Consider the following 25,055-nt stretch of genomic DNA (forward strand, 5'->3'; position numbering starts at 1 on the left):
TCAACTTGCTTCTGTTTATTATGTAAAAAACCCTTCTTTGTGCAAGAAGGGATTTGCATTCCAGAATATTTCTCAACGTATCAAAACACCTCACATTATAACACACGTTGCTAATGTTTCACAATAATATATACATTCTCTTGTAAGCGATGCGCAATGCCATCTAGAATTGCCTCTAAATTATTTGCAACAAATTCTAATTCCTCTGTCGATTCACAAGTAAACAGAGGGGCACCACCAGCAAATTTCTCCGGGGTCGTTGTAATAACTGCAAGAATTACACTTTCTAGCATCATCTCTTATCTCCCCTTCCTTTCGGGGCTTCCGATGACATATGAACAGCACTTTCTAACGTCGGCACGTTCCCTATGACACCTATCGCTTTCTCCGCATCTTGATCTTGTGGCAAGACAAAGATTCCAACCCTGCCATCCTCTAAATCACGCTTTGCTAACGGTACAAGTGCCGGCGTACCAGAATCTCTATAAATTCCTAAAGCAACAGAAACATCATGTAAAATAGCTTGTCGTTGTCCTAAGTTAGAGATTGTCACCATCGCATCAATTGATTTCGGTCTTAAAATAAAACCCATTCCATACTTCATAATTTCCTCTTGTCTTGCTGGCAATCCAATATTCATAATGTAAATATTATCAATATACAGCCCCGCTCCTTCAAAACGAAGTGGAACATGCTCGATATCAACAAGATCATGCAACCTCTTACCAGACATTAATTTTTTCGCGATAAAAAATGCGATGATAGCCATAACTACTCCAGCAATCCATGAACGGAACCCTATATAAGCAAACGTCGTTACAAACGACGTTAACATCGCCAAATAGTTGCGACTTTCAAAAACTAATGCAATTCCTTCAATATATGTATTCCCACGTGGTACAAGCTCATAACCATCTAATTGTTGCAATGTATTTCTTTCCATATTACGCACATCACGAAACTGTGTTGCTGCTAACGTAAGAAACGTAATGGCAGAAAAATCTTTTTTCAATATAGACGGAATTGCAATCGCTCCTAAAGCCGCCGCAATTAACCCCATCGCAATATGAATAATTTTCCCGTGGAGCCTCGTCGGATATTGCCGGGTATCTGTCCGAAGCATGAGCACTCTCGTTACTGTCCCTGCTATTACGCCGCATAAAATGGCCGGTGTATATTCAATCATGTATTACCCTCGCCTTTCTTTTACGTGTTTTCCTCTTAAACTGTTCCATGTGTACGGAGACTTTCGCAATCCAAAATAAAATTGCCATGAATAATGTAGAAACAGCAACGATATCAAAAAACGCTAAACTACCGTAATCGTAAGGAAAATGCAGTTTCCGAAAAATAATTGTCACAAACAATTCTCCCTGTAACATTCCTATATAAAGAGAACATAGTCGTAATATGCGATCCTCATGTAATAAAACGGATGCATATACAAGAGCACTACTTAACAAAAACAACCTGTCCACCACAATCCAAATTGGATCATATACTTCTAACAAATGAAAACTTGTATATAACATTGCAATAATAAGTGCCGAAAGTAAGCTATATAATTTTTTCCAAATAGAATAGAGCGTGAGTCCTATAAAAGCTATACCAGAAAGTAAAAGTGCATTTACTGATACTGTGAATGCAGCAATCGTTACATGTAACGGAGAACAAATAATAAAAATCAATATACAGGCGCTTATCTTCCACCGAATAGAGTCCTTTTTCATAAAAAATGTTACGACAATCCACCCTATCCAAGCTACAAAATAAAAAGTACTCCCTTCCATCATTTCACCTCCTATGTTTTCCATTATGGGAACTTTTTATGAAAGTTAATCCACTTTCTTCGCGCATAGTTTTTTCATATAACAGCAACACTTTTAATAAGGAGGTGCTATTCATTATGGGTAAAGATCGTCAAGAACGAAAACTAAGAGAATCTCGCCGCGTTGAATCTGATCGTGACCAATCACTACAATATCCGGGTGCAACTGGACTTGATACACCTGAGCAAGCTCGAAAACAGAATCAGCACTAATGAATACAAAAAGACGGTTTCGATATTGTACGAAACCGTCTTTTACATATTTCTTCATAATTTCTATTCATATTGAAATAACATTTCACATACAAATCTTTCTAAACTTTATTTTTATCCATACCTATTTTTCTTAGAAAAATTAAATCTTCTGCAATAATTCAATGGCACATTATCTACATTTCTCAGTCGCAAATTTTACAAGATACTGTTTATATATAGGAATTATTTCATTTTTCTAGAATATCAATTCCATCCCTCGCTTTATATTACTAAAATGAATAGAAAACAAAAAAATCAACCAAACGGTTGATTTTTTATCTCCTACTATAATGCGTCGTATCAATACCACGCTGCGTTAACCAATGATACGTTTCGCCCTTTACAACAAGAGGTACAGATTGTAACTCTTCTATCGTCTTCGCGCCAAGAGCTGTCATAATAAATTTCAAATCTGTATGTAGAAGATCAATTTCATCCACTAACTTCTCGATGCCATCTTGCATTAAAATGCGTAAAAAGTATCCAGCAAAAGCAGTTGTATTCGCCCCTAATGCGATTGCTTTCGCTACGTCAAGCGCTGTTTGTATACCCCCAGATGCAATAAAAGAGAGGTTATTATTTGTAGAGGTTGCTTCAATAATCGAGGTTGCTGTTTGTATGCCCCAGTTATTAAAATAAGAAAGCATTCGCTGTCTTCTTTCATTTTCAACAGCAGCAAAATTCGTACCACCTTGTCCGCCAATATCAATTGCCGTTACACCTATGCTCGCTAACTGTTGCATTGTTTCCTTACTCATTCCAAATCCAACTTCTTTCACAATGACAGGAACTTTACTATTTAAAACAATTTTCTCAACACGCTGAAGCACACCAGTAAAGTCACGGTCTCCTTCTGGCATCGTTAACTCTTGTATGACATTTAAATGAATTTGTAATGCGTTCGCTTCAATCATATCAACGGCACGCTCTGCCTGCTCAGTAGTTGCCTCACTACCTAAATTAGCAAAGAAAACCCCATGTGGATTTACCTTTCTAATTATCTTATAAGAAGCAGCCTCACTTTCATCTTTTAACGCAGCCATTTGCGATCCTACAGCCATAGCAAGATTATGATGTTTCGCTACATATGCTAATTGCTCATTAATATGTAACGTTTTCTCTCCTCCACCACCAGTCATCGCATTGATAAAAATCGGCGAACTTAGTGAAAGTTCGCCGATTTTTGTTTCACATGTTATTGTGTCATAATTTGAATTTGGCAAGCTTTGATGCACAAAATCAATATCATGAAAGCCATGCGTACGAGACTGACCAGTAGAAAGAGCGTATTCAATATGATCTAATTTACGTTTTGCCCTTACCACTTGTACCCCTCTTTATTTTTTTAATTTTTTCAGTTGTTCACCAATAATGTCACTTAATTGGAAAGTAGCAGAATCAGCATTCGGTTCATACTGACTATAATCTTCAGTTACATTATTTTCCTCAAGCGCTTCTTTTATACTTAAAGAAATACGTTTCTCTGCTACATGAACTTCAAGCACTTTCACTTTTACTTCTTGTCCCATTTCTAATACTTCATTTGGATTTTTCACGTGACGATTTGCAATTTGAGATACATGCACAAGACCTTCGACGCCAGGTAAAATTTCAACGAATGCACCAAATGTAACAAGACGTTTTACTATTCCCTCACGAATATCACCAGCTTTTACTTCACCAGCAATATTTTCCCAAGGTCCTGGTTGAGCTGCTTTAATTGATAAAGAAATACGTTGTGTATCAGCATCCACAGATAACACCTTCACCTTTACCTTTTGACCTTGCTCTAATACTTCAGAAGGTTGCTCTACACGTTCGTGTGAAATTTGTGAAATATGAACTAAACCGTCCACACCGCCAACATTAACGAAAGCACCAAAATCCGTTAGTCGTTGTACTGTCCCTTCAACAACGTCGCCTTCTTTTAATGAAGAAATTGCTTCTTTCTTCTTAGAATCTAGTTCTAATTCTACTACCGCTTTATGCGAAAGAATCACACGATTTTTTTCACGGTCCAATTCAACAATTTTCACGGCTAATGTTTTGCCTTTATAGTCAGTAAAATCTTCTACATAATGTACTTCTACAAGTGAAGCTGGTATAAAACCACGAACACCAAGGTCCACAACTAATCCACCATTCACGATATCTTTTACGGTAACATCAAATACGTGACCAGAAGTAAATTTCTCTTGTAATTCTACCCATGCTTTTTCTGCATCAACAGCACGTTTAGATAATACAAGATCATCCTCTTCTAACTTAATAACCTTTAATTCTAGTGTTTGATCTAATTCTACAACATCGCTTGCTTTTTCAATATGAACGTTAGCTAATTCACTAATTGGAATTACGCCATCTGTTTTGTATCCAACATTTACAAGCACTTGTTTCTCTTCAACTTTCGTTACAGAACCTGTAACAACGTCACCAACTTGTAATTCTTTTGAATCCATAACTTCTTCATTCATTTTCTCTACCATGGAAATACCTCCCTACAGAATTGACAAAGCATTTTTTATGTATATACGAAATGAAAACAATTGTTTTCATTTGCATGTTTAAGAATTTATCATCACATACGTAAGCTTCATACATTTCACTAGAAAATATATTAAACCTATATAAATAGTATACAGCAAAATCATCTTGAAGAAAGTATGTTTTGAAATATAATAGCGAATATATTCTGAAAGTTTTATCCCTCTTTTATTAACTTCTTACAAATCTGATTATTTGTCAAGGAAAGAGACTCACAATTCACGTATCCTTTACATTTCATAAATAAAAAAAGAAAGGGGCTATGCCCTTTCTTTATTTCGCAAACACTCCTGAAACAATACTCATAATCTTTTGGACAACTTCTTCAATTGATAAAGAAGTTGTATCTAATTCCAATGCATCATCAGCTTTTTTTAGAGGAGAAACTTCACGTTCTGAATCTAATTTATCACGCTGAGCAATTTCTTCTTTTAACTGCTCTAAATTAGAATCGAAGCCTTTATTCATATTTTCTAAATGTCTTCTCTCTGCTCTTTCTTCAACAGAAGCAAGCATAAAGATCTTCACTTCAGCATCTGGTAACACATGTGTACCAATATCACGGCCATCCATTACAACGCCGCCTTTTTCTGCTAACTCTTGTTGACGACGTACCATTTCTTCACGAACAAGGCGATGTTTTGCCACAATCGATACTCGATTCGTCACCTCAGGTGTACGAATGACTTCCGAAACATCTTGTCCATTTAAAAATACAAGTTGTGTATTTTCTCCTTGCAGAAACTCAATTTTCACATTTTTTACAACTTCCATTAACTGCTCTTCATTTTCAATGTCCACTTTTTGCTCAAGGGCTGCATATGTAATTGTACGATACATTGCGCCTGTATCAATATAAACGTAAGAAAGCTTCTTCGCCACAACTTTCGCAACTGTACTTTTTCCAGCCGCTGCTGGACCATCTATAGCAATTGAAATTCGTTTATCCATTGTAACACCTCATTTTTTCACTTATAAAACAAAACGAAAAGCAGGTATTCTCCTGCTTCTTCTCATTTGCTTCACGTCATTAAATCCTCAATTATTGTAGCATAATCCTTCATAGAAGAAAATGAAAACTACCTATTCACCCGTAAGATTTCTGCTTTGTTTTTTACCATGACACCTTCATAATAAACAATTTTAGATAAATATTTCACTGATGACTTATGTATAAATAACAATTGCACAACAGAAAGACAAATGAATTGTATTATTAATATACGAATAAGCATTCTCTCCATCTTTTTCAACGTAATGGCTCCCTCCTATACTGTATTTGCACATTTCGTTTCGTAATTTTATACATCGTACATATAGCATTTCATTTTATTGTCATTTTCGAGGCATACTTTTATACATTTCCATTGTCGAATTTACTCAAAACATGTTATGTTCTAAATGTATTTTTTTACTTGAAAGGGGTATAAGCATTGAAAAGAATCCTAGTTTTACACACAGGTGGAACAATTGCAATGGAGGAAGATAAAGAAACTGGGGTCGTACAACCAGGTGAAAAAAATCCTCTTTTAAAATTCATTCCTGATTTAGAAGACGATGTTGATTTAATCGTTGAAGATGTGTTTCATCTACCATCTCCTCATATGACACCGAGCGAAATGTTACAATTACAAGTCATCATTGATGAAAGAGTAAAACAAGACAACATTCATGGCGTAGTCATTACGCATGGTACGGATACATTAGAAGAAACAGCCTACTTCTTAGATTTAACAGTACAAGCAACTATTCCGATCGTTGTAACAGGCGCAATGCGCTCTAGCAATGAATTAGGTGCTGATGGTCTATATAACTTCTTATCAGCTGTAAAAGTCGCTAGCAGTAGTGAAGCTGCCGAAAAAGGCGTTTTAGTCGTATTAAACGACGAAATTCATTGCGCTACAAACGTAACGAAAACACATACAAGTAATGTAGCAACATTCCAAAGTCCACAGTATGGACCAATCGGTATGGTAACAAAACGTGGTGTTGTATTCCACCATGCTTTAGTACATCACGAAACATATTCAGTAAATAAGGTTTCTAAAAATGTAGTCGTTCTAAAAGCGTACGCTGGTATGGACGATACATTGTTAGCAGCAATTGAAAATCTTCCGGTAGACGGGATTGTTATTGAAGCGCTTGGACAAGGTAATTTACCTCCAAGAACACTTCCTAGTCTAGAACGGCTAATAAATAAAGGAATTCCTGTCGTATTAGTTTCTCGCTGTTTCAACGGGATCGTTCAAGATGTATATTCATATGAAGGTGGCGGCAAACAATTAAAAGATATGGGTATTGTATTCACATACGGTTTAAACGCTCAAAAAGCACGTATTAAATTATTAGTTGCATTAGAGAATACAACTTCTCATGAAGCAATCCAAAACATGTTTATGCACGATTAAAAAAGAAGCTGTCGAAGTTTATTCCGACAGCTTCTTTTTATATTTCTCTTGTTGCAATGGTTTGCGCAATCGCATCCCCATGAAATCGACCGTTCTCAATAAATATTTCATTTGCATTATTTCCAGCAGCAATTACACCTGCAATGAAAATATTTTCAGCGTTCGTTTCCATCGTATCCTCTGCATAAATTGGACGTCCTGTCTCTTCATCAATCCGAACACCCATCTTTGTTAAGAAACTATGATCAGGATGGTAACCAGTCATCGCAAATACAAAATCATTTTGGATTGTATATGCTTCGCCATCAACTGTATACGTTAATGTATGTTCAGTAATTTCTTTCACATGAGCCCCGAAATGCATATCAATTGTACCATTTCGGACTAACGCCTCAAACTCTGGCAAAATCCACGGCTTTATACTTGGTGAATACTCACTTCCGCGATATAAAACCGTTACACGCGCACCAGCTTTCACAAGCTCTAAAGCGGCATCTACACTCGAGTTTTTCCCACCTATAACGACTACATCTCGATCAAAATAAGGATGTCCTTCTTTAAAATAGTGAGCTACCTTCTTCAATTCCTCACCAGGAACATTCATATAATTTGGATTGTCATAATATCCAGTTGCTACTACAATATATTTCGCTATATATATTTCTTTACTTCCGTCACGCTTTGTCGTCTCAACCTGAAAAGCTTCTCCATCTTTTTGAACGTTCTCCACTCGTTCAAAAGCATTTACACGTACAGATTTACGCTTTACTACTTCACGATAATACGCAAGCGCTTGATTTCGAACAGGCTTACGATTTTCTGTAATAAAAGCTACATCACCAATTTCTAATTTTTCACTAGAGGAGAAAAATGTTTGATGAGTTGGATAATTATAAATTGCATTTACAATGTTTCCTTTTTCAATTACTAACGGATTTATCCCTACCTTTTGCAACGAAATTGCTGCTGCTAATCCGCACGGACCGCCTCCAATTATAATAGCTGTTTCTTTCTGCATACTCGGTTCACTCCTAGTCTTCTACCAATACACTATTTATAAAAACAAGAAAAAACCTACTTACAGCAGTAGGCACCTATCTTTATTGTATTCATTTTTCATATATTTGTCATCTAAACGAAACGTACATCCGATAGACATCTGCTAAAAACTGCTGAAATTTAATACCTTGTTTCCCTAATACATTTTCAGGATCAATCTTTCTAGCTAGGTCAAGTGTTTTATGTGATACGATATCTTTTTTCGGATTCAAGCCGAAGTTTTGACATAAATACGCATGATACCACGTAAAACGGGTATATGCTTCCCAAAAGTTAACATCACCACAATAACAAAGCTCTACTCCAATGGCAGCCTTATTGGCATCATACCCATATAAGTCATTATCTGTCGGCACACCATATCGAACATGGTAGGCAACTTCATTTATAGGAATAATTTCCAATATCGTTTTATCATCTATAAATGTATGTGCCGAAGCTTTCGGCTGTATTTCATTAAAATAATCCCGATTCCCAATCGCATTGCTACCAGGATTCCCCGTATCATGACTTACAATAAACCTTACTTTAGAAAGAGGAATACCCGGTCGTGAACTTCCATATCCAATATAGTTACGCTCTATAGGAAACATCGCCATTACTACCAACTCCCGCTTCAGAAGATTACCTTACTTCTTTATATATGTATTCGGTAGCAATGTCCTTATAGCATATTTCTTACGCGAAGAGAAAATCGAAAATATTTGATGTGAACACCATAAATAATAAAATACTTACAGCAACTCCATAAAAACCGTAAAACCAAACACAATCTTCTTTCGTATCTAAACCGAAAAATTTATTTACTGATTGTAATAATGTGCCGCGCTTACTTTGTTTGTTTCTTAATACTTCCACTCGTTCTACAACATCTGCTGGCATCATAAATCTTTGGTCTACTGTCATTTTCATCATTTATCTCTCCTTAAAATCATTTCCGTTTTGTTTATCTAAGGAGAGTATAGCACGTTTGTTCGTGCAGAACAAGCGTTCTTTTTGTTTTTATTTTATTTTTCAACAAACCAATTAATAATTACTAATATAAAAGCGATAATCGGTCCTACTACAACCGCACCAAATATTAAAAACAATAATCCTTCTCCGAACACCCGAGCGGTACTTGCTTTTCGGTCTTGCTTCGTTTTTACGAGTTCTCCCTCTAACCTCTTAACCTTTTCTTCTAATTGTTCTACCCGTTCCATCATTTCATTTCCCATTTACAACACCTCACTCTAATACTTCAACAAAAAAACGTGATTCCCTCGAAAGGAATCACGTTTTCTCACAATATAATATTATACCCAACCTCTGAAGCGACTTGCTTCAGCCATTTTACGAACACCGACCATATACGCTGCTAAGCGCATATTCACTTTACGAACTTGTGCTGTTTCATAAATAGAATCAAATGATCTTACCATTACTTTTTCTAAACGTTGTTCTACTTCTTCTTCAGTCCAGTAGTAACCTTGGTTATTTTGTACCCACTCAAAGTAAGATACTGTTACCCCACCAGCACTCGCTAATACGTCTGGAACAAGTAAAATTCCGCGATCTGTTAAAATTTTAGTTGCTTCTAATGTTGTTGGACCATTTGCAGCTTCAACAACAATTTTTGCTTTAATATCATTAGCATTTTCTTCTGTAATTTGATTCTCAATTGCAGCTGGAACTAAAATGTCACAATCAAGTTCTAACAATTCTTTGTTTGAAATTGTATTATTAAATAGTTTTGTTACTGTACCGAAGCTATCACGACGGTCTAATAAATAATCAATATCTAATCCATTTGGATCATGCAATGCGCCGTAAGCATCTGAGATTGCAATAACTTTTGCACCTGCATCATGCATAAATTTAGCTAAGAAGCTACCAGCATTACCGAATCCTTGAACAACAACGCGTGCACCTTTAATATCAATGTCGCGTTTTTTTGCAGCTTCGCGAATACAAATTGTAACACCTTTCGCCGTTGCTGTTTCACGTCCATGTGATCCACCTAATACAAGTGGCTTACCTGTAATAAATCCTGGTGAGTTAAATTCATCGATACGGCTATACTCATCCATCATCCATGCCATAATTTGAGAGTTTGTGAATACATCTGGAGCTGGAATATCTTTCGTCGGCCCTACGATTTGACTAATTGCTCGTACATAACCGCGGCTTAATCTTTCTAACTCACGGAATGACATTTCACGTGGGTCACAGATAATTCCACCTTTACCTCCGCCATATGGTAAATCGACAATACCACATTTTAAACTCATCCAAATTGAAAGTGCTTTCACTTCGTTTTCTGTTACATTCGGATGGAAGCGAATTCCACCTTTCGTTGGACCAACAGCATCATTATGTTGTGCACGATATCCTGTAAATATTTTAACAGTCCCGTCATCCATACGAACTGGTATTTTCACTGTCATCATACGAACTGGTTCTTTTAATAATTCATATACTTCGTTTGGATAACCCAATTTTTCTAACGCTTCACTGATAACAATTTGTGTTGAATTCAATAGTTCAAAATGTTGTTCCCTTTGTTGTTGTGTTTTTGTTTGAGTTCCCTTTTCGGCTACCATAGTAAGTAAACCCCCTGTAATTTCACTTGTTTAGTAAACCTTCATTGCCTAGTATACACCGTTAAATTTGGAATGCAATAGAAAACGCTAACAAATATATACAAAGTATTTTCTTTTGCAAGCGTTTTCACTATCATTATAGTCCTTTTATTACTTTTAGAAAAGTAAAATACTTAAATATTTAAATATTTTTTATTGTATTCATGTACAGTACTTTGAAAAGATACATTTAAGTAAGGTAAAAAAAACAAAACCTTAGCTATGTTACATTAGCTAAGGTTTTGTTTTTTCACAAAGTAATTGTGTATTTGTTCAATTGCTTGAGAAGCCATTAATTCTTTACCATACTCCATTAGACGATAAATAGTTGCTGTAGACGGATTACCATATTCCGCTAAAATAGCTATAAAATCTGCCTTCAGTAATTGAATTTGCTCCTCTTCTTCCATCCAAAGATAGAAACGCCCATCCCACGTATATAATTTTCCGCCAGTTACATCAAGGTTATATAAACGATTCGACAGGTTAATTACGTCATCTAGTGTAGCAAACTCATAAAGGATATGCTCGCTTTCATCTAGAGTCACTTGCATTTCAATAAACTCGTCACGAAACTCATCATCTGTATCCGCTTCTTGATGTTCTTTCGTTACAATTACGACCATTCCTTGCGCTTGTAGAGAAAATACTTCAACTGCAATCGGACCATCCGCTTCAAATCCTAATTCTTTATTTGCTTCTTGCATCATATCACGAAATAATTGCTGTACTTTCGGTGCATTTCTCCACAAATCTTCTTTCGTTAATCCTCTTTCAGATAAATCATCAAATGTTAAGAAAATTTTTATCTTATTGTAATTTAATCGTTCCAGCCTCATCTCATACCCTCCCTACGCAACCAATGAATATAATTTTTATTATATGAAATAGAAAATAGATGGTTCTTTTCGAACAACTATTCTAACATGTTTAACCAATTATCCCATTCTTCTTTCGTATCACCAATTAGGCTTGTTTGAATGTTCAACTGATCTCGAGCACCTATTTCTCCTATAATCCCAACAGAAAGGTTCTCATTTTTTTCTTGCAAAAAATCCACATAGCTCATTGCGTTCTTCCGTTCTCGTCCGTCATCAAAAGAGATTATTACATATTTAGGTCTTATTTGCTCAACAGCTAACGAAATACTATCTTCCGCTAAGCTTGCCCGAATATATATCACATCATATCCTTTTAATCGTAAATACGTTGAGAAAACAAACCCTTTCAACATATTACTTTCTAACACGACAACTTTGTCTATAGAAGAAAACGATGATGCATTATGATATACCATCCCTAGACGCGTTTGTAAAAATGATACGACATATTGGAATTGCACCATTGTAACTTCATTGTTATTTTTTAACGCTAACAATTTATTTGACACTTGAAGAACAATACTTGCTATAACTTTTTCTGTTGCATAAATACTAAAAGCCTCGTTTAACAATGCAGAAGTTGTAATTTCATCAAATTTTAACAAAGCTTGTAGTAAATCGTCCACTAAAACAACTTCTCTATCGTAATGTATTTCATTTTGAACATTACTCTGCAAACGATTCCCTTCTAATAATTGAACTGCTTGTCCAATCATCATGCCGGATGAAACCTTGTCCATTAACCATTTCAAAATTTGAATATGCTCTTCTGTATATAATCGATGCCCCGCGTGATTCCGCTTTGGGGCTATAATTTGATATCGTCTTTCCCATGCACGAAGCGTACTTGGTTGAATTCCAATTATATTCGAAACAGCTTTTATGTTATATTTTCCGTTTAGAGTTGGCATCATTTCCCTCCGCATAACGTAATAATATGTGTTTGAGCAGGTGCTCGGAAGCGAAGTGGAACCAACGTTGTTCCATACCCATTACTAACAAAAAGAGTCATATTTGAATGCTTATATACGCCACCTTTTAAATATTTTTTAGATGGGAATAATCGAATCTGTCCTCCATGTGTATGTCCACTTAACACAAGTGAAATTTGTTCTTTTCCAGATATTTTATTTATTATATCAGGGTTGTGGCTAATTAATATGCGAAAACCATCTTCTTTACAATCAGCCAACGCTAAATCTAAACGATCACGTTTCAAGCCAACATCATCTACACCGAGCAAACAAATTTTCTCTCCTAATTCAGACTCAAATACAACTCTTGTATTATCTAAAACTTTCACATTATTTTCTAATAATAAAGCATCCAATTCATGATATTCAATCTCATAATCATTATTTCCCCATACAAAATATACAGGAGCTATCGCTCTTAACTTTTGTATATTTGCAGAGATTTTCGATAAAGGGACACCTTTTTCCGCTAAATCACCACCAATAATTACAAGATCTACTTTTCCTTTTACTTGTTCAATTAACGAATTCGAAATGCCCCTTCTATGAATATCTGATATAAAGAATACATTTACTTTTTGAAAACTTTTCGGAAATTCTTCAAATATTAAAGTATGTTCTAGCACCGTATCACGCGTTGCTTCCGTATACATTACAAGAAGAAATATAATACCAATACAAACGAGAGTACTTAATAAGATAATCCATATCATATATTTTTTACTCCCTTCCTCATAAAGATAATTCCCAGTTTTTATAGTAAGTATTTTACTAACTCTCTCGCTTTGTGGACTTATCTTTTATCGGAATTTTTAATTCTTGACCTACATTCACTTCATCTTTTTGTAAATCATTATACTTTTTAATCACTTCGATCCCAGTTTCATCTGAAAAATATTGCTTCGCTATACTTTCTAAAGTTTCTCCCTCTTTCACCGTATGCGTGACGACTTTCTCAGATGATGCCTCGGACTGAGATTTAGCTGAATCAAAGAAAATGACCTCAAATGCACTTTTTCCAGCGTTATTACTATCACTTTTCACCTGAATATATTTATCTGTATACCATAAGATGCTAATTGGTAGTAATATGAATAGAAATGTTAAAACTCGAACGAAAATATGATTCATTTTAAACTTTTGTTTTTTTTCTTTATTTCTATGAATTTCACTACGCGGCGGTAAACCTTCTTTTTCTTCCACTCGCTCAACTTCTAATTCCTCTTCAAAATCAGGAATTCGTTTCCTCATGTTGTTCACCACCACCTTCCATTTATTTTCTTAATTGGAGTCCCATTATAAAATCAACAAGAAAGTGTGCAAAGATTGTTATAAACAAATTTCCTGTCCATTCAAATACGTAACCAAAGACAAAACTAATGAAACAGACGAAACAAAACAAAAATGGCTTTTTTATATACCGAATATGTAACACTGCAAATACGAAACTCGCTATTACAATTCCAAAGTGCGTCTGCACTACACCTCTAAATAAAAATTCTTCCGCAAAGCCGATAATGAATGTAATAACAAGTAGATGCATAACCGACATCCCTTGAAACATCCTATCATTAATACCACCATCATCAAACCAAGACTCTGGAAATACTCGCATTGCAACATAATCTAATAACACAATACCAATCGCTAACAAGCCACCTATTATAAGTATAGACACCGGTTCCCATTTCCACAGACTATACACCGATTTTATATCTCGGAATAGTATATATGCTAGTAAACAACCGATACCGATAATAATGAACTGTGTGATATACAGATTCAGCCTTATTTCTTTCGGACTCATATCTTCAATATTATGCCTTTGAATGTTCATCATTCCCCCATCTTTTCTAGACCGAAAAGCTTTTGTAACTCTGTTTCCCAATTATAGTCGAAATCCGATTGTTGCGCTTGTCTTTTTTTATAATCTGTTTTTGTAATATGACAGTAGTCGCAGCAATTCTTTAACTCGCCCTCTTTTCTGTAACCGAACTGTCGCAGCAAATATTCTCGTCTACATTCTTTCACTTGTATCCATGATTTCATGTTTTCTAGCTCACTATATTTATTACGTAGCCTGATTTCTACTTCAGCTATTAATCTTGTCATAATTTCATCTGACAAGCTCTCTAATATTAATTTTCTCTGTTGTATGATTCCAAGCTTTTCAAGATGATAGCGGATGAAACGCCAATATTGTTCATTAAATCTTGCTGCATTATAACAAATTTCTTCTACCTCTTCTATTGGTAATTCTTTCATTTGAAACATTCTTTCCTGCAGTAAAGAAAATAAAAATTGTATTTGTGACTGGCTTGGCAATTCATCTTCAATGATTGAAATTGGTAAATCGTGATCTAACGGACTGCATAGTAAAATAGCTATACTAGGTTCACCATCTCTTCCAGCTCTTCCGATTTCTTGTAAATAAGAAGCTATATTAGTCGGATAGTGGAAATGAATAATGTATCTCGTATTTGATTTATTTACTCCCATACCAAAAGCACTTGTACATATTACAAGCTGCAACTGGTCATTCATAAACTGCTGTTGAATTAACATGCGCTCTTCATGTTCCATACCACCATGATAGAAAGCGACACCAGTAACGCCTTTTCCTCTTAAATATTCCGTTAAACGTTCTGTCCACGCTCTGCTTGAACAATATACAATCCCCGGCCCTTGTAAATACATCACCTGTTCCAAAAGCGCCTCTTTCTTCTCTTCTATCGTCTCCACAAATTGTACTTCCATTGCTATATTTGGACGATCAATAGAATACACATGCTGCGTCACATTCTCCAAATGCAAACTCTCTGCTATATCTCGGAGTACATCTTTCGTCGCTGTTGCAGTTAATGCTAGCACCGTAGGAGACCCGATATTTTCAATAACTACATTTAGTTTTTTATAATCTGGTCTAAAATCATAACCCCATTGCGAAATACAATGAGCTTCATCCACAACAAATAATGAAATATGAACTTTCTTCAATTCTCTTATTAACAATTCCGACTGCAACATCTCAGGTGAAACAAAAATAAATTTATAGGAAGCTAACCTTTTCATTGCTTCTCTTTTTTCATGTAATGTCCGAAAACTATTAAATGCTATCACTCGGTTTTTCACAACATATTTTAATTGTGTAACCTGATCTTCCATCAAAGATAATAATGGTGATACAACAAGTACTGTCCCTTCTTGCATGAGCCCTGGAAGTTGATAGCACATAGACTTCCCTCTTCCGGTCGGAAGCATCGCTATAACATCTTTTCCTTCCAATAAATCTGTAATTACCCCTTTTTGACCTGGACGAAATTCAGAATATCCAAACCACCTATATAAATATTCCTCAAGTTTCATTTATACCCTCCATCCGCGCCAATACAAGACGAACTTCAAAATAAGAGATACCCTCTCCAACAGCTTGTTTCAACTCACGCAGCTTACGTGTTTGTAATGCATCAATTACTTCTGTTACTTTATCTATTTTGTCTTTTTCCATAAACATCTCAATAGAAAAATCTCTTTCTCGCAAAGCAATTTCAACAAAATGATCTTCTATCGTTGCTACCTTTAGATTTCTAATTGTCGCTATTTCTTCTAATGAGCGCCCTTGTCTCCAAAAATTATATGTTTTTTTTGTCGATAAACTAAATAATTCAGCTCTCTCATTTGGATAAGAAATAATTTCAGCTAATAACGGAAATTCATTTTCTTTATCGCGAACTTCTTGTATAAGGAAATGGATTGTACCCCAAAATAAAAAATACACCCTGAAAATATCTCGTTTCGTAATTTCCGCTAACTGCTGCAATGTACAACCGATACGTTCATATCCTGTTAATCTATATGTTACAATCGTCGCTTCTATCACATCACATTTCCCTAAAAGAATATGTATTTCTTTCCATAATCTTTTCGCCAATTCACTTCGCCTATATGGCATACCTGTTAAAAAGCGCTTCACCCAAACCATTATTTCTGTATCTTGTTGAATAGGAATAAACTTCGTATTATTCTGTTGTAAATTAGATACAGTTTGAATAATTAAAGATAATCTTTTCCAAAACGTTTCACCTAATTCACCATAGTGCAAACCATGCAAATGGGCTGGAAAAGCATACCCTTCCTCCCATGTATGTAACTGCTTTTTACCTTTAGGTGTTAACAAATATGTATTTTCATGTATTTCTTGAATCAAATCTGCTTGCAACAACTTTGCAACTTCACGATCATATTCATTTCTATTTAACGATTTATATATTCCAAACAAAAAAGAAATTCGGAACATATTTCCATCTTGTAACGTTTGCGAAGAACGTTTTCCCTTTAATAAATAATAAATAGAAGAAACGGTTCTTTCACCATTCAATTGTTTTAAACAATACAATACAGTATATTGCAGTTGCATTACCGCTTCCACCTTTCAATCTAACTTAATTACTTTTGATATGATTGCGCCCTCTACCGTTACTCATTAAACTTATCATATGGGCAATATATACTTGTATATATTATATTGTACCAAACGAAATAACATTTACGTATTTTGAAAATCTTATGACATAATGCAGAAATTAGTTGACACTCTAATTGATAAGGATTATCATTATAATTTTATGTTGAAAAGTTTTAAAAACCGTTTTACAATAAGGTTATAATTTTTATGGCGAGCTTTTCACATACATATTATCAGGAGGGAAAAAAGATGGCAAAATATACAATCGTTGATAAAGATACTTGTATCGCATGTGGTGCTTGTGGCGCTGCTGCACCAGACATTTATGACTATGATGATGAAGGTATTGCATTCGTAACATTAGACGATAACCAAGGTATCGTTGAAATTCCAGATGTATTACTTGAAGATATGATGGATGCATTCGAAGGTTGTCCAACTGACTCAATTAAAGTTGCTGACGAATCATTCGACGGCGATGCTTTAAAATTCGAATAGTCTTTTATTAACTTCAAAAAATACCCCTCATTCCTTTGAGGGGTATTTTTTGTTTTCTATTTTCATTCTCCTTATTAAAAAACCATTAGTAGTTACATACTACTAATGGTTTTATTTTATATTTTATGCATTTTTCATTTTTGCAAATACCCATACTTTCAGGCGTGAGAATAACGCTACAAATACAATTGTCACAACAATTCCTTTAATCAAATTAAATGGTAAGATTGCCGTTACAACCGTTGTTTTTATCGCTTCGCTAGACATAGCTGGTGAATTTAAAAACCAAGTGTAAGCTGGGAATATGATGATGTAATTTAATACACTCATAATGAGCGCCATTGTAATTGTCCCTAGCATTAATCCTGTCGTTAAACTCTTAACAGTACGATACTTCCTAAATAAGAAAGCTGCTGGTCCAATAAATAAACATCCTGCAATAAAGTTAGCAATTTCTCCAACTGGTACTCCCGTTAAACTCCCTTGAATCCCGTAATGTAAAATATTCTTTATCGCTTCTACAATTACCCCTGCAATTGGTCCGAAAATAATCGCAGCAATTAAAGCTGGCACATCACTAAAATCAATTTTTAAAAATGGCGGAAGCCCTGGGAATGGGAAATCCAACATCATCAGTAAATATGCAATACTACTTAGCATTGCTACACTCACCATCTGCACTACACTGTTTTTTTGTTTCATCTTTCTCTCTCCTTTTCCATCGATCATCTCATGGAAAGTGGAAAGGTTCTGCTATGCCTACTTTTTCATAGAACGAAAAAACCCTTTGTGTTTTACACAAAGGGAGAATTTAAGGCACATCAAACAGACGTTCAAATATCTATCTTTTTTGAACGCTTGAACCTCCATCTTCTCCCATCCAGACTGTACTGTCGGCTTTGGAATCACACCAAATCCTGCCTTAACGGCTCGCGGGCTTAGAACAAAATCACATATAGTTCATCACCGCCGGTCGGGATTTTCACCCTGCCCCGAAGATAGACCGATATTCTATATTCTATTTTCTACTTCATTATACAACAACATGATCGTATTGTGAACAAAAAAATCGTAACTTATTAAAAATAAGTTATTAATTTTACATAATCAAAATCATTCATTATATTTTACAATACACTCCATATTTTTTAGTATTCGGCATTTCTCCTATGAATCCCCTAGTCATATATAATTAAAAGTGATAAGATGTTGAATTGTTAAGATAAGAACATTTTCTGGATTATGGAGGAAATGTCATGAAGAAAGAGAAGAGACACTCTATTCGAGAAACAATGAAAAAAAACTTAAGGAAAGAATACTTTTACTTAAAAAAAGAATTACTTTTCTACTGTCCAATTGATTTAGGCACATTCTCAAGCGAGACATACTATGCTGCTTTCGATGAAGATGGCATCAGTATTTATCAGTATGATAAAAAGACAGAAAGTAAATTAAAATTATGTGAGCGTCATCCATGGAAGAGTTGGAATAAAGTAAAGGTTGATCATTATTTGACAACTTCACAATTTATTTTTCAAGGTGAGCGAAACTGGATATTATCCCTTTTCCAAAAAGGAAAAGAAGCTCAAAAAATAATAGAAGAGCATACATCTTTACAAACTGAAGTTGTTTCCCGCTCTTTCTTAAAAAAGCTTCCTGGTTTCCGTTCTAATGCACCATTGAATAAATACATCGGCAGCATTTGCTATACTGCACTCATTGCATTTTTATTAAAATGGATGATTCCATTTCAAGGACCACAAATCGCCCTGTACTCTATTTCAATCGGTTGTATGCTTCTTGGTTTACTTTGTTTGACAATTGGTTTAATTGAACCGACTATTGTACTATTTCGAACAAACGAAAAAACAAGAGCGAAAGTATTTTACTTATATAGCTACTTAGCTATTTCTGGATTTATATGTGTCTTTATTTTTTGGTAAAAAAGAGCTAGTTAAACTGAACTGCACCCCAATTGTTAGACACAGTCTAACAATTGGAGGTGCAGTTTTTCTATGGCTAAATTTACAGCTGATGAAAAAATACAAATCGTTCTACGTTATTTGAACGGAAATGAAAGTTATCGAGAAATGGGTAAATCGATTGGTATAAGTGACACAATTATTTTGAATTGGGTAAACCAATATAAACAGAATGGTATGGAAGCTTTTCTAAAACGATGTACAAATTACACACAACAATTTAAACTAGACGTACTAAACTTTATGATTGAAAACGGTATGTCCTTATTTGAGACGGCAGCTATCTTTAACATTCCTGCCCCTTCAACGATTTCTGTTTGGAAAAAACAGCTCGAAACACAAGGAATTGATGCCCTTCAATCTAAGAAAAAGGGGCGTCCATCCATGAAAAAAGATTCAAATAAACAAGTAAAACAAGCTTTAGCTGAAGGGTCAGTCGAAGCACTTGAAGCACGTATTCAACAGCTTGAAATGGAAAATGAGTACTTAAAAAAGTTGAATGCCTTAGTTCAAAACAAGGAAAAATCACGAAACAAGACAAGGCACAAGTAGTCTATGAATTAAGGCATAAATATTCGGTGAAGGCACTCGTGGAGCTAGCTGGTATTCCACGGAGTACGTATTATGATTTAGTAAAGAAAATGGATCGTCCGGATCAAGATGCCGATTTGAAAGCTGAAATGAAAGCAATTTATGAGGAAAATGAAGGTCGTTATGGCTACCGTCGCATTCGTGATGAGTTAACGAATCGTGGTCAAAAAGTGAATCACAAGAAGATTCAGCGCATTATGAAAGAGTTTGGATTAAAGTGTGTTGTGCGTATGAAGAAATATAAATCCTATAAAGGGAAAGTCGGTAAAATTGCACCTAATATTTTAGAGCGTAATTTTTATACAGATGTCCCGAATCAAAAATGGGTAACGGACATCACAGAGTTTAAATTGTTTGGAGAGAAACTGTATGTATCACCTGTATTAGACTTATATAATGGTGAAATTATTACCTATACAATCGGTTCTAGACCGACGTATTCACTTGTTTCAGAGATGTTAGAGAAAGCATTAGAACGTTTACCTGAAAACCACCAGCTACTGATGCATTCGGATCAAGGATGGCATTATCAAATGAGACAATACGTCCGTACACTTGAATCAAGGGGGATCGTACAGAGTATGTCTCGAAAAGGAAACTGTTACGACAACGCAGTAATAGAGAATTTCTTTGGGATTATGAAGTCGGAGTTCCTCTATATAAAAGAATTTGAAAGTGTAGAGCATTTTAAAATAGAATTAGAAAAATATATAGATTATTATAATACGAAACGGATTAAGGCAAAATTAAAAATGAGTCCGGTACAATACCGAACTCATTTTTATCAAGCTGCCTAATGAAATAACCGTGTCTAACTTTTAGGGGTCACTTCAAACTAGCTCTTTTTTTACTTTACATATAATTGTTGATTTGGATAAATCAGCTCTTGTTGCAACCCATTTTTTTCTTGAATTTCCTTAACTGACATTCTAAATTTCCGCGCAATGCTAACTAGAGTGTCGCCTTTTTGGACGACGTATAACGATGAAGAAACTGCTTCATTTCTTTGTTCATGTAAAACAAGCAATGGATTCATCGCATTTTTTTTCGCCATCGTCCATCTTCCTTGATGAACTTCTAAATGTAAGTGTGCACCTCGGGATTCTCCTGTATTCCCTACTTCTCCAATTATTTCTCCTTTTGAAATATAATCCCCTTGAACTACATATCTCTTATTTAAATGTGCATACACAGCCTCATATTCTCCATGTTTAATAAAAACAACGTTTCCATAACTACTTGAATAATAAGACTTTGTTACCTTACCTTCTTGAATAGCTGACACAGGCGCGCCGATCGGTGCCGCTATATCTATACCGTAGTGTTTTCCGTGCCTTGTCCCAAAATAATCACTTATCTGCCCTTCAACAGGCCATGCCCATTGATTTCCCTCTGCGTACACATGTAATTGAGATAAAAACAGTACTGTCAATAACATGACGCCATATTTTAAAGCTTTCATATACATCCTCCGTTTTCTAATTACGACCATACCTTCTCTATTTTGGTATATTACAGAAAAAACTATACAAAAAAAGAAAGTGAATCACTCCACTTCCTTCTCTTTCTTATCACGAAAAACGATTGCACTGCGATTATACTCTACATCTTTTACTTGTAATCGAGCGTTTATTACTCTAGCTACTGCAAATAAATAATCAGATAATCTATTTACATACTTTAGAACAACTTCATTTATTTCTCCTTCTTTTTGCAGGGACACGATACATCGTTCTGCTCGCCTTACAACTGTACGTGCAATATGAATAGCAGCTGCCGACTCGCTTCCACCTGGTAAAATAAACCGTTCTAGTGGCGGTGCTTCTTCTATATACGAATCAATCCTACTTTCTAAGTTTTCGACCATTTCAATTTTTACTTTATAAGGAATTTTCTCACCTACTATCGCCAAGTCTCCCCCGCAATCAAATAGTTCATGTTGAATCGTTTCAAGTTCATTGTAAATATCTCCGAAAGACCCACCTTGTAGTTTAGTCATCGCATATCCAATATGAGAATTCGCCTCATCTATCGTGCCATATGCTTCAACTCGGATATTATCTTTATCCACTCTGCCCCCTATTACACTTGTTGTCCCCTTATCTCCTGTTTTTGTATATAATTTCATCGCTTTACAACACCCCTCTCATTATTTTTTATTCGACTAAGTTAGAAAAAAAGCTCTACTATTATTTATTTAATTGATTTTACAAAAAAATAAAAAACAGTAGAACTTTATTCATTATCAACTTTAAAAACGCATATCTAAATTATACGATTCGGTAAATATACAGAGAATGTAGTTCCCTCTCCAACAATACTTGAAACAGCAATTTTCCCATCATGGCCTTGCACAATATTTTTTGCAATCGCAAGCCCGAGTCCTGTTCCACCTTTTTTCCCACGTGTTCTTGCTTTATCAGCTTTATAGAAACGATCAAATAAAAATGGAATATCTTCTTCTGGAATACCCGCGCCCGAATCTTGTACTTCAAAAATAAGACCATTATTTTTCGTATCAATTACAAGTGTTACATGTCCGCCTGCGTTCGTATGACGTATTGCGTTATCAATTAAATTCGTCAATACTTGTTCCATACGATCTGCATCAAATGGGTATTGCTCAATTGGATCTTTGAAATCAACCGTTAATGCGACTTCTTTATCCTTTGCAATCCCTTGGAATTTACGACCTATTTTTTCAACGAAAGGATGAATATCAACTTCACCTATATGTAACTCTACATTACCACTTTCCATACGCGCTAAATCTAACAATTCATTTACAAGTTTCCCTAAACGAACGGATTCATCATAAATGATTTGAACAAACTCATTAATTTCTTCTTTTGTTTGCACAATATCATCTAAAATTGCTTCACTATACCCTTGAAGCATGACCATCGGTGTACGAAGTTCATGTGATACGTTCGCAATAAAGTCTTGACGCATCTTCTCAAGACGGCGTTCTTCCGTCATATCACGCAATACAGCTACAGCCCCGCGAATTTTCGTTTGATTGTAAAGCGGCGTCATAAGAACTACATAGTTACCTTTTTGTAAATTAATTTCAACCACTTGTTGTTGTTCGCTTTCTACAACGAGATGGAATAGTTCAACAAGTTCAGAAGGTAGTTTTTTACTGAGCTCTATCTCTTTTTCTTCTTGCCAAACTTGTAAGAAATGTTCAGCCGGCGGATTGATTACAACGACTTCACCTTCTTGATTTAATGTAATAACCCCATCTGCCATACTACTTAAAATACTAGCTAACTGCTCTTTCTCTTGCTGCAGGGCATTCATATTAAACTTCAACTGTTTCCCCATTTGATTTAAGGCTGTTGCAAGCTCACCAATCTCGTCCTGGGATACCATAGGAGCTTTTGCATCAAACTTCCCACGCGACACCTCAAAAGCAACCTCACGCATTTTACGAAGTGGCGCTGTAATTCGAGTAGATAAGAAGAATGCAAAGAAAGTTGTTAATATAATCGCAATCCCTGCTGATAAGAATATAAAATCAGTCGTTCTTTCCATACCTTGTATCGGTACTTGTAAAGATTCGTATACAAACACTGCACTTTCATTTTTTGACTGCACTGGTTTTCCGACAATCATAATATCATTTTCAGTATTTTTATTCTTTCTACTATTAGAGGCTTTTCTAATGTTATTCTTAATTTCTTTTTTGTCTGTAAAAACAGCCGCTAATTCTTTATCTTCTTTCAAATCATCCATTGTAAGAGTGACTAATCCTTCTTGTTTCGGTGAAGAAGATATTTCTTTACCATCTTCTACAATAATGATCCTTGAAAGTGGGTCAGAGAATTTGTACGCGATATTCTCAATCGTTTTTACATCGGCACCTTCTTCAATTAACTCTGAAACACTTGTTGCAACTTTTTGAAGCCTAGCTTCACTCATATCTACATAATATGTTCTAAAAAACTGTGAAAGTAAAATCGCAACAAATCCAAGCACGAACGAAACGAGAAGTAATATGGTCATCCATAACTTCCCTACTACACTTCTCCAAAGCATCAGTCGTTCACAACCTCAAACTTGTAACCCACGCCCCAAACGGTAACAATCATCTTCGCAGCATCTGGTGATTTTTTGCTTAACTTCTCACGTAAACGCTTTACATGCGTATCAACTGTACGTAAATCTCCGAAGAATTCATATTGCCATACTTCTTTTAACAATTGCTCACGATCAAATACTTTATCAGGCGCTTTCGCTAAGAATAATAGTAATTCGTACTCTTTCGGTGTTAAGTTCACTTCATTACCATCTGCAGTAACACGGTGTGCATCATTATCAATTGTTAAATGTGGGAATACAGTAACATCTTTTGTCGTTGTATCTTGTGTAAAGAATGTTGTTGGTACAGAACGTCGTAAGACCGCTTTCACTCGAAGTACTACTTCACGTGGGCTAAATGGTTTCACAATATAATCATCAGTTCCTACCTCAAACCCTTGTACTCGATTTACTTCTTCACCTTTTGCTGTCAACATAATAATTGGCGTCGCTTTCTTCTCACGAACCCCTTTACATACTTCGATACCATCTTTACCAGGCATCATAAGATCTAATAAAATTAAATCATAATCATTTTGCAGTGCCATTTCTAAAGCTGTATCACCATTGTCTGCTTCTTCAATTGTGTATTGTTCTCTTTCTAAATACATTTTCAACAAACGACGAATACGATCCTCATCGTCTACAATTAAAATTCTTGATTCATTTTCCATTTCTACCCGTTGCGTACTTTTACCACAACGGTTCACACCTACCCTTCTATACTATTATGTTGCGCTATTCTCGTTTATTTAAGCAATCCTCTAAATGTTTCACTTTCCATATTATGCTTCACAAGAATAATAAAGTTTGTTCAATTTTTTTCCAAAACTATGTATTTTTTTCGAACAGTATATAATGTCCTC

The 25,055-nt window shown here is 35.2% G+C and carries 29 protein-coding genes and 1 riboswitch; of the genes, 5 read left to right on the forward strand and 24 right to left on the reverse strand.

Annotated elements, in window-relative coordinates:
- Positions 1–110: 110 nt before the first annotated feature.
- The 3 genes from QCI73_RS19665 to QCI73_RS19675 are packed head-to-tail and all read right to left on the reverse strand — an operon-like array spanning position 111 to position 1,790.
- A complete protein-coding gene (locus QCI73_RS19665) occupies positions 111–296 on the reverse strand; it encodes a capping complex subunit for YIEGIA (protein WP_000979054.1) in 186 nt (61 codons plus the stop codon).
- The gene (locus tag QCI73_RS19670; RefSeq protein WP_000575281.1) at positions 293–1,186 is read right to left on the reverse strand and encodes a YIEGIA family protein; all 894 of its coding nucleotides are present in this window, start codon (positions 1,184–1,186) and stop codon (positions 293–295) included. The genes QCI73_RS19665 and QCI73_RS19670 overlap by 4 nt, the downstream gene beginning before the upstream one ends.
- On the reverse strand, positions 1,179–1,790 hold the full coding sequence (locus tag QCI73_RS19675; RefSeq protein WP_000399217.1) for a YphA family membrane protein: 612 nt from the start codon (positions 1,788–1,790) through the stop codon (positions 1,179–1,181). The genes QCI73_RS19670 and QCI73_RS19675 overlap by 8 nt, the downstream gene beginning before the upstream one ends.
- 116 nt (positions 1,791–1,906) lie before the next feature.
- Between QCI73_RS19675 and QCI73_RS19680 the strand changes: the two genes are divergently transcribed.
- Positions 1,907–2,041, forward strand: a complete 135-nt coding sequence (locus QCI73_RS19680; protein ID WP_000513900.1) for a YpzI family protein — start codon at positions 1,907–1,909, stop codon at positions 2,039–2,041.
- Positions 2,042–2,358: 317 nt separating this feature from the next.
- Here the strand turns inward: QCI73_RS19680 and QCI73_RS19685 are convergent, their stop codons facing one another.
- The 4 genes from QCI73_RS19685 to QCI73_RS19700 all read right to left on the reverse strand — a co-directional run bounded on the left by QCI73_RS19685 (position 2,359) and on the right by QCI73_RS19700 (position 5,880).
- Complete coding sequence (locus tag QCI73_RS19685; RefSeq protein WP_000251030.1) at positions 2,359–3,408, reverse strand: type 2 isopentenyl-diphosphate Delta-isomerase; 1,050 nt, start codon at positions 3,406–3,408, stop codon at positions 2,359–2,361.
- Between the two features lie 12 nt (positions 3,409–3,420).
- A complete protein-coding gene (gene rpsA / locus QCI73_RS19690; RefSeq protein WP_000229565.1) occupies positions 3,421–4,569 on the reverse strand; it encodes a 30S ribosomal protein S1 in 1,149 nt (382 codons plus the stop codon).
- Positions 4,570–4,900: 331 nt separating this feature from the next.
- The gene (gene cmk / locus QCI73_RS19695) at positions 4,901–5,578 is read right to left on the reverse strand and encodes a (d)CMP kinase (protein WP_262725968.1); all 678 of its coding nucleotides are present in this window, start codon (positions 5,576–5,578) and stop codon (positions 4,901–4,903) included.
- 128 nt (positions 5,579–5,706) lie between these two features.
- Positions 5,707–5,880, reverse strand: a complete 174-nt coding sequence (locus QCI73_RS19700) for a YpfB family protein (protein ID WP_014893178.1) — start codon at positions 5,878–5,880, stop codon at positions 5,707–5,709.
- Positions 5,881–6,060: 180 nt separating this feature from the next.
- Here QCI73_RS19700 and ansA point away from each other — a divergent pair, with 180 nt between their 5' ends.
- Entirely contained in the window at positions 6,061–7,035 is a 975-nt protein-coding gene (gene ansA / locus QCI73_RS19705) for an asparaginase (RefSeq protein WP_000822000.1), read from the forward strand.
- 37 nt (positions 7,036–7,072) lie between these two features.
- Here ansA and QCI73_RS19710 read toward each other — a convergent pair whose 3' ends face one another.
- From QCI73_RS19710 to QCI73_RS19765, 12 genes are all read right to left on the reverse strand, one after another.
- On the reverse strand, positions 7,073–8,053 hold the full coding sequence (locus QCI73_RS19710) for a YpdA family putative bacillithiol disulfide reductase (protein WP_138322254.1): 981 nt from the start codon (positions 8,051–8,053) through the stop codon (positions 7,073–7,075).
- A 109-nt stretch (positions 8,054–8,162) separates the two neighbouring features.
- Positions 8,163–8,693, reverse strand: a complete 531-nt coding sequence (locus QCI73_RS19715; protein ID WP_353823595.1) for a peptidoglycan recognition protein family protein — start codon at positions 8,691–8,693, stop codon at positions 8,163–8,165.
- 79 nt (positions 8,694–8,772) lie between these two features.
- Positions 8,773–9,009, reverse strand: a complete 237-nt coding sequence (locus QCI73_RS19720) for a DUF3961 domain-containing protein (RefSeq protein WP_001983018.1) — start codon at positions 9,007–9,009, stop codon at positions 8,773–8,775.
- Between the two features lie 92 nt (positions 9,010–9,101).
- Entirely contained in the window at positions 9,102–9,311 is a 210-nt protein-coding gene (locus tag QCI73_RS19725; protein WP_000526183.1) for a hypothetical protein, read from the reverse strand.
- A gap of 78 nt (positions 9,312–9,389) precedes the next feature.
- Positions 9,390–10,676 (reverse strand): NAD-specific glutamate dehydrogenase, encoded by a 1,287-nt coding sequence (gene gudB / locus QCI73_RS19730; protein ID WP_000225176.1) that lies wholly within the window; start codon positions 10,674–10,676, stop codon positions 9,390–9,392.
- 269 nt (positions 10,677–10,945) lie between these two features.
- On the reverse strand, positions 10,946–11,554 hold the full coding sequence (locus QCI73_RS19735) for a genetic competence negative regulator (protein WP_001235392.1): 609 nt from the start codon (positions 11,552–11,554) through the stop codon (positions 10,946–10,948).
- A gap of 77 nt (positions 11,555–11,631) precedes the next feature.
- Positions 11,632–12,507 carry a MerR family transcriptional regulator gene (locus tag QCI73_RS19740; protein ID WP_353823596.1) on the reverse strand — a complete coding sequence of 292 codons (876 nt, stop codon included), beginning with the start codon at positions 12,505–12,507 and terminating at the stop codon, positions 11,632–11,634.
- Positions 12,507–13,283, reverse strand: coding sequence for a metallophosphoesterase (locus QCI73_RS19745; protein WP_070805609.1), 777 nt, complete (start codon positions 13,281–13,283; stop codon positions 12,507–12,509). Before QCI73_RS19745 ends, QCI73_RS19740 begins: the two co-directional genes overlap by 1 nt.
- Positions 13,284–13,341: 58 nt before the next feature.
- Positions 13,342–13,821: a LysM peptidoglycan-binding domain-containing protein gene (locus QCI73_RS19750; protein ID WP_070805608.1), complete on the reverse strand. Its 480-nt coding sequence runs from the start codon at positions 13,819–13,821 to the stop codon at positions 13,342–13,344.
- Positions 13,822–13,843: 22 nt separating this feature from the next.
- Positions 13,844–14,407, reverse strand: coding sequence for a CPBP family intramembrane glutamic endopeptidase (locus QCI73_RS19755; RefSeq protein WP_001025765.1), 564 nt, complete (start codon positions 14,405–14,407; stop codon positions 13,844–13,846).
- Complete coding sequence (locus tag QCI73_RS19760) at positions 14,407–15,936, reverse strand: RecQ family ATP-dependent DNA helicase (RefSeq protein ID WP_353823597.1); 1,530 nt, start codon at positions 15,934–15,936, stop codon at positions 14,407–14,409. The genes QCI73_RS19755 and QCI73_RS19760 overlap by 1 nt, the downstream gene beginning before the upstream one ends.
- Positions 15,926–16,987, reverse strand: coding sequence for a YpbB family protein (locus QCI73_RS19765; protein WP_070805606.1), 1,062 nt, complete (start codon positions 16,985–16,987; stop codon positions 15,926–15,928). Before QCI73_RS19765 ends, QCI73_RS19760 begins: the two co-directional genes overlap by 11 nt.
- Positions 16,988–17,284: 297 nt before the next feature.
- On the opposite strand from QCI73_RS19765, the gene QCI73_RS19770 reads away from it, so the two are divergent.
- Positions 17,285–17,533, forward strand: a complete 249-nt coding sequence (locus QCI73_RS19770; protein WP_001151996.1) for a ferredoxin — start codon at positions 17,285–17,287, stop codon at positions 17,531–17,533.
- Positions 17,534–17,656: 123 nt separating this feature from the next.
- Here the strand turns inward: QCI73_RS19770 and QCI73_RS19775 are convergent, their stop codons facing one another.
- Positions 17,657–18,235, reverse strand: coding sequence for an ECF transporter S component (locus tag QCI73_RS19775; RefSeq protein WP_353823598.1), 579 nt, complete (start codon positions 18,233–18,235; stop codon positions 17,657–17,659).
- Positions 18,236–18,397: 162 nt separating this feature from the next.
- Positions 18,398–18,537, reverse strand: a riboswitch (FMN riboswitch).
- A 252-nt stretch (positions 18,538–18,789) separates the two neighbouring features.
- On the opposite strand from QCI73_RS19775, the gene QCI73_RS19780 reads away from it, so the two are divergent.
- Positions 18,790–19,476, forward strand: coding sequence for a hypothetical protein (locus QCI73_RS19780; protein WP_000711807.1), 687 nt, complete (start codon positions 18,790–18,792; stop codon positions 19,474–19,476).
- A 72-nt stretch (positions 19,477–19,548) separates the two neighbouring features.
- Positions 19,549–20,903, forward strand: a protein-coding gene (locus QCI73_RS19785; protein ID WP_353823599.1) for an IS3 family transposase whose coding sequence is annotated in 2 segments (ribosomal slippage) — positions 19,549–20,002 and positions 20,002–20,903 — 1,356 coding nt in all. Because the reading frame shifts where the segments join, the coding sequence is not laid out codon by codon here.
- A gap of 50 nt (positions 20,904–20,953) precedes the next feature.
- Here the strand turns inward: QCI73_RS19785 and QCI73_RS19790 are convergent.
- The 4 genes from QCI73_RS19790 to resD all read right to left on the reverse strand — a co-directional run bounded on the left by QCI73_RS19790 (position 20,954) and on the right by resD (position 24,863).
- Positions 20,954–21,568 carry a peptidoglycan DD-metalloendopeptidase family protein gene (locus tag QCI73_RS19790; RefSeq protein WP_000645699.1) on the reverse strand — a complete coding sequence of 205 codons (615 nt, stop codon included), beginning with the start codon at positions 21,566–21,568 and terminating at the stop codon, positions 20,954–20,956.
- An 84-nt stretch (positions 21,569–21,652) separates the two neighbouring features.
- Positions 21,653–22,234, reverse strand: a complete 582-nt coding sequence (locus QCI73_RS19795; protein WP_000781286.1) for a cob(I)yrinic acid a,c-diamide adenosyltransferase — start codon at positions 22,232–22,234, stop codon at positions 21,653–21,655.
- A gap of 137 nt (positions 22,235–22,371) precedes the next feature.
- Positions 22,372–24,147: a sensor histidine kinase ResE gene (gene resE, locus QCI73_RS19800; RefSeq protein WP_262725972.1), complete on the reverse strand. Its 1,776-nt coding sequence runs from the start codon at positions 24,145–24,147 to the stop codon at positions 22,372–22,374.
- Positions 24,147–24,863, reverse strand: a complete 717-nt coding sequence (gene resD / locus QCI73_RS19805; RefSeq protein ID WP_000426862.1) for a DNA-binding response regulator ResD — start codon at positions 24,861–24,863, stop codon at positions 24,147–24,149. The genes resE and resD overlap by 1 nt, the downstream gene beginning before the upstream one ends.
- Positions 24,864–25,055: the final 192 nt, after the last annotated feature.

Source organism: Bacillus cereus group sp. MG16 (assembly GCF_040459875.1).
Lineage (GTDB): Bacteria > Bacillota > Bacilli > Bacillales > Bacillaceae_G > Bacillus_A > Bacillus_A paranthracis.

What these genes read in the sequence shown, in the direction of transcription:
- cmk (WP_262725968.1), bottom strand. Translation starts at nt 5,578, where the DNA reads ATGGATAAACGAATTTCAATTGCTATAGATGGTCCAGCAGCGGCTGGA.
- QCI73_RS19795 (WP_000781286.1), bottom strand. Translation starts at nt 22,234, where the DNA reads ATGAAATTATATACAAAAACAGGAGATAAGGGGACAACAAGTGTAATA.
- gudB (WP_000225176.1), bottom strand. Translation starts at nt 10,676, where the DNA reads ATGGTAGCCGAAAAGGGAACTCAAACAAAAACACAACAACAAAGGGAA.
- QCI73_RS19675 (WP_000399217.1), bottom strand. Translation starts at nt 1,790, where the DNA reads ATGGAAGGGAGTACTTTTTATTTTGTAGCTTGGATAGGGTGGATTGTC.
- QCI73_RS19665 (WP_000979054.1), bottom strand. Translation starts at nt 296, where the DNA reads ATGATGCTAGAAAGTGTAATTCTTGCAGTTATTACAACGACCCCGGAG.
- QCI73_RS19725 (WP_000526183.1), bottom strand. Translation starts at nt 9,311, where the DNA reads ATGGGAAATGAAATGATGGAACGGGTAGAACAATTAGAAGAAAAGGTT.
- QCI73_RS19740 (WP_353823596.1), bottom strand. Translation starts at nt 12,507, where the DNA reads ATGCCAACTCTAAACGGAAAATATAACATAAAAGCTGTTTCGAATATA.
- QCI73_RS19750 (WP_070805608.1), bottom strand. Translation starts at nt 13,821, where the DNA reads ATGAGGAAACGAATTCCTGATTTTGAAGAGGAATTAGAAGTTGAGCGA.
- QCI73_RS19670 (WP_000575281.1), bottom strand. Translation starts at nt 1,186, where the DNA reads ATGATTGAATATACACCGGCCATTTTATGCGGCGTAATAGCAGGGACA.
- QCI73_RS19760 (WP_353823597.1), bottom strand. Translation starts at nt 15,936, where the DNA reads ATGAAACTTGAGGAATATTTATATAGGTGGTTTGGATATTCTGAATTT.
- QCI73_RS19755 (WP_001025765.1), bottom strand. Translation starts at nt 14,407, where the DNA reads ATGAACATTCAAAGGCATAATATTGAAGATATGAGTCCGAAAGAAATA.
- QCI73_RS19680 (WP_000513900.1), top strand. Translation starts at nt 1,907, where the DNA reads ATGGGTAAAGATCGTCAAGAACGAAAACTAAGAGAATCTCGCCGCGTT.
- QCI73_RS19710 (WP_138322254.1), bottom strand. Translation starts at nt 8,053, where the DNA reads ATGCAGAAAGAAACAGCTATTATAATTGGAGGCGGTCCGTGCGGATTA.
- QCI73_RS19765 (WP_070805606.1), bottom strand. Translation starts at nt 16,987, where the DNA reads ATGCAACTGCAATATACTGTATTGTATTGTTTAAAACAATTGAATGGT.
- QCI73_RS19715 (WP_353823595.1), bottom strand. Translation starts at nt 8,693, where the DNA reads ATGGCGATGTTTCCTATAGAGCGTAACTATATTGGATATGGAAGTTCA.
- QCI73_RS19770 (WP_001151996.1), top strand. Translation starts at nt 17,285, where the DNA reads ATGGCAAAATATACAATCGTTGATAAAGATACTTGTATCGCATGTGGT.
- QCI73_RS19775 (WP_353823598.1), bottom strand. Translation starts at nt 18,235, where the DNA reads ATGAAACAAAAAAACAGTGTAGTGCAGATGGTGAGTGTAGCAATGCTA.
- QCI73_RS19780 (WP_000711807.1), top strand. Translation starts at nt 18,790, where the DNA reads ATGAAGAAAGAGAAGAGACACTCTATTCGAGAAACAATGAAAAAAAAC.
- QCI73_RS19790 (WP_000645699.1), bottom strand. Translation starts at nt 21,568, where the DNA reads ATGAAAGCTTTAAAATATGGCGTCATGTTATTGACAGTACTGTTTTTA.
- resD (WP_000426862.1), bottom strand. Translation starts at nt 24,863, where the DNA reads ATGGAAAATGAATCAAGAATTTTAATTGTAGACGATGAGGATCGTATT.
- QCI73_RS19745 (WP_070805609.1), bottom strand. Translation starts at nt 13,283, where the DNA reads ATGATATGGATTATCTTATTAAGTACTCTCGTTTGTATTGGTATTATA.
- resE (WP_262725972.1), bottom strand. Translation starts at nt 24,147, where the DNA reads ATGCTTTGGAGAAGTGTAGTAGGGAAGTTATGGATGACCATATTACTT.
- QCI73_RS19735 (WP_001235392.1), bottom strand. Translation starts at nt 11,554, where the DNA reads ATGAGGCTGGAACGATTAAATTACAATAAGATAAAAATTTTCTTAACA.
- QCI73_RS19720 (WP_001983018.1), bottom strand. Translation starts at nt 9,009, where the DNA reads ATGATGAAAATGACAGTAGACCAAAGATTTATGATGCCAGCAGATGTT.
- rpsA (WP_000229565.1), bottom strand. Translation starts at nt 4,569, where the DNA reads ATGGTAGAGAAAATGAATGAAGAAGTTATGGATTCAAAAGAATTACAA.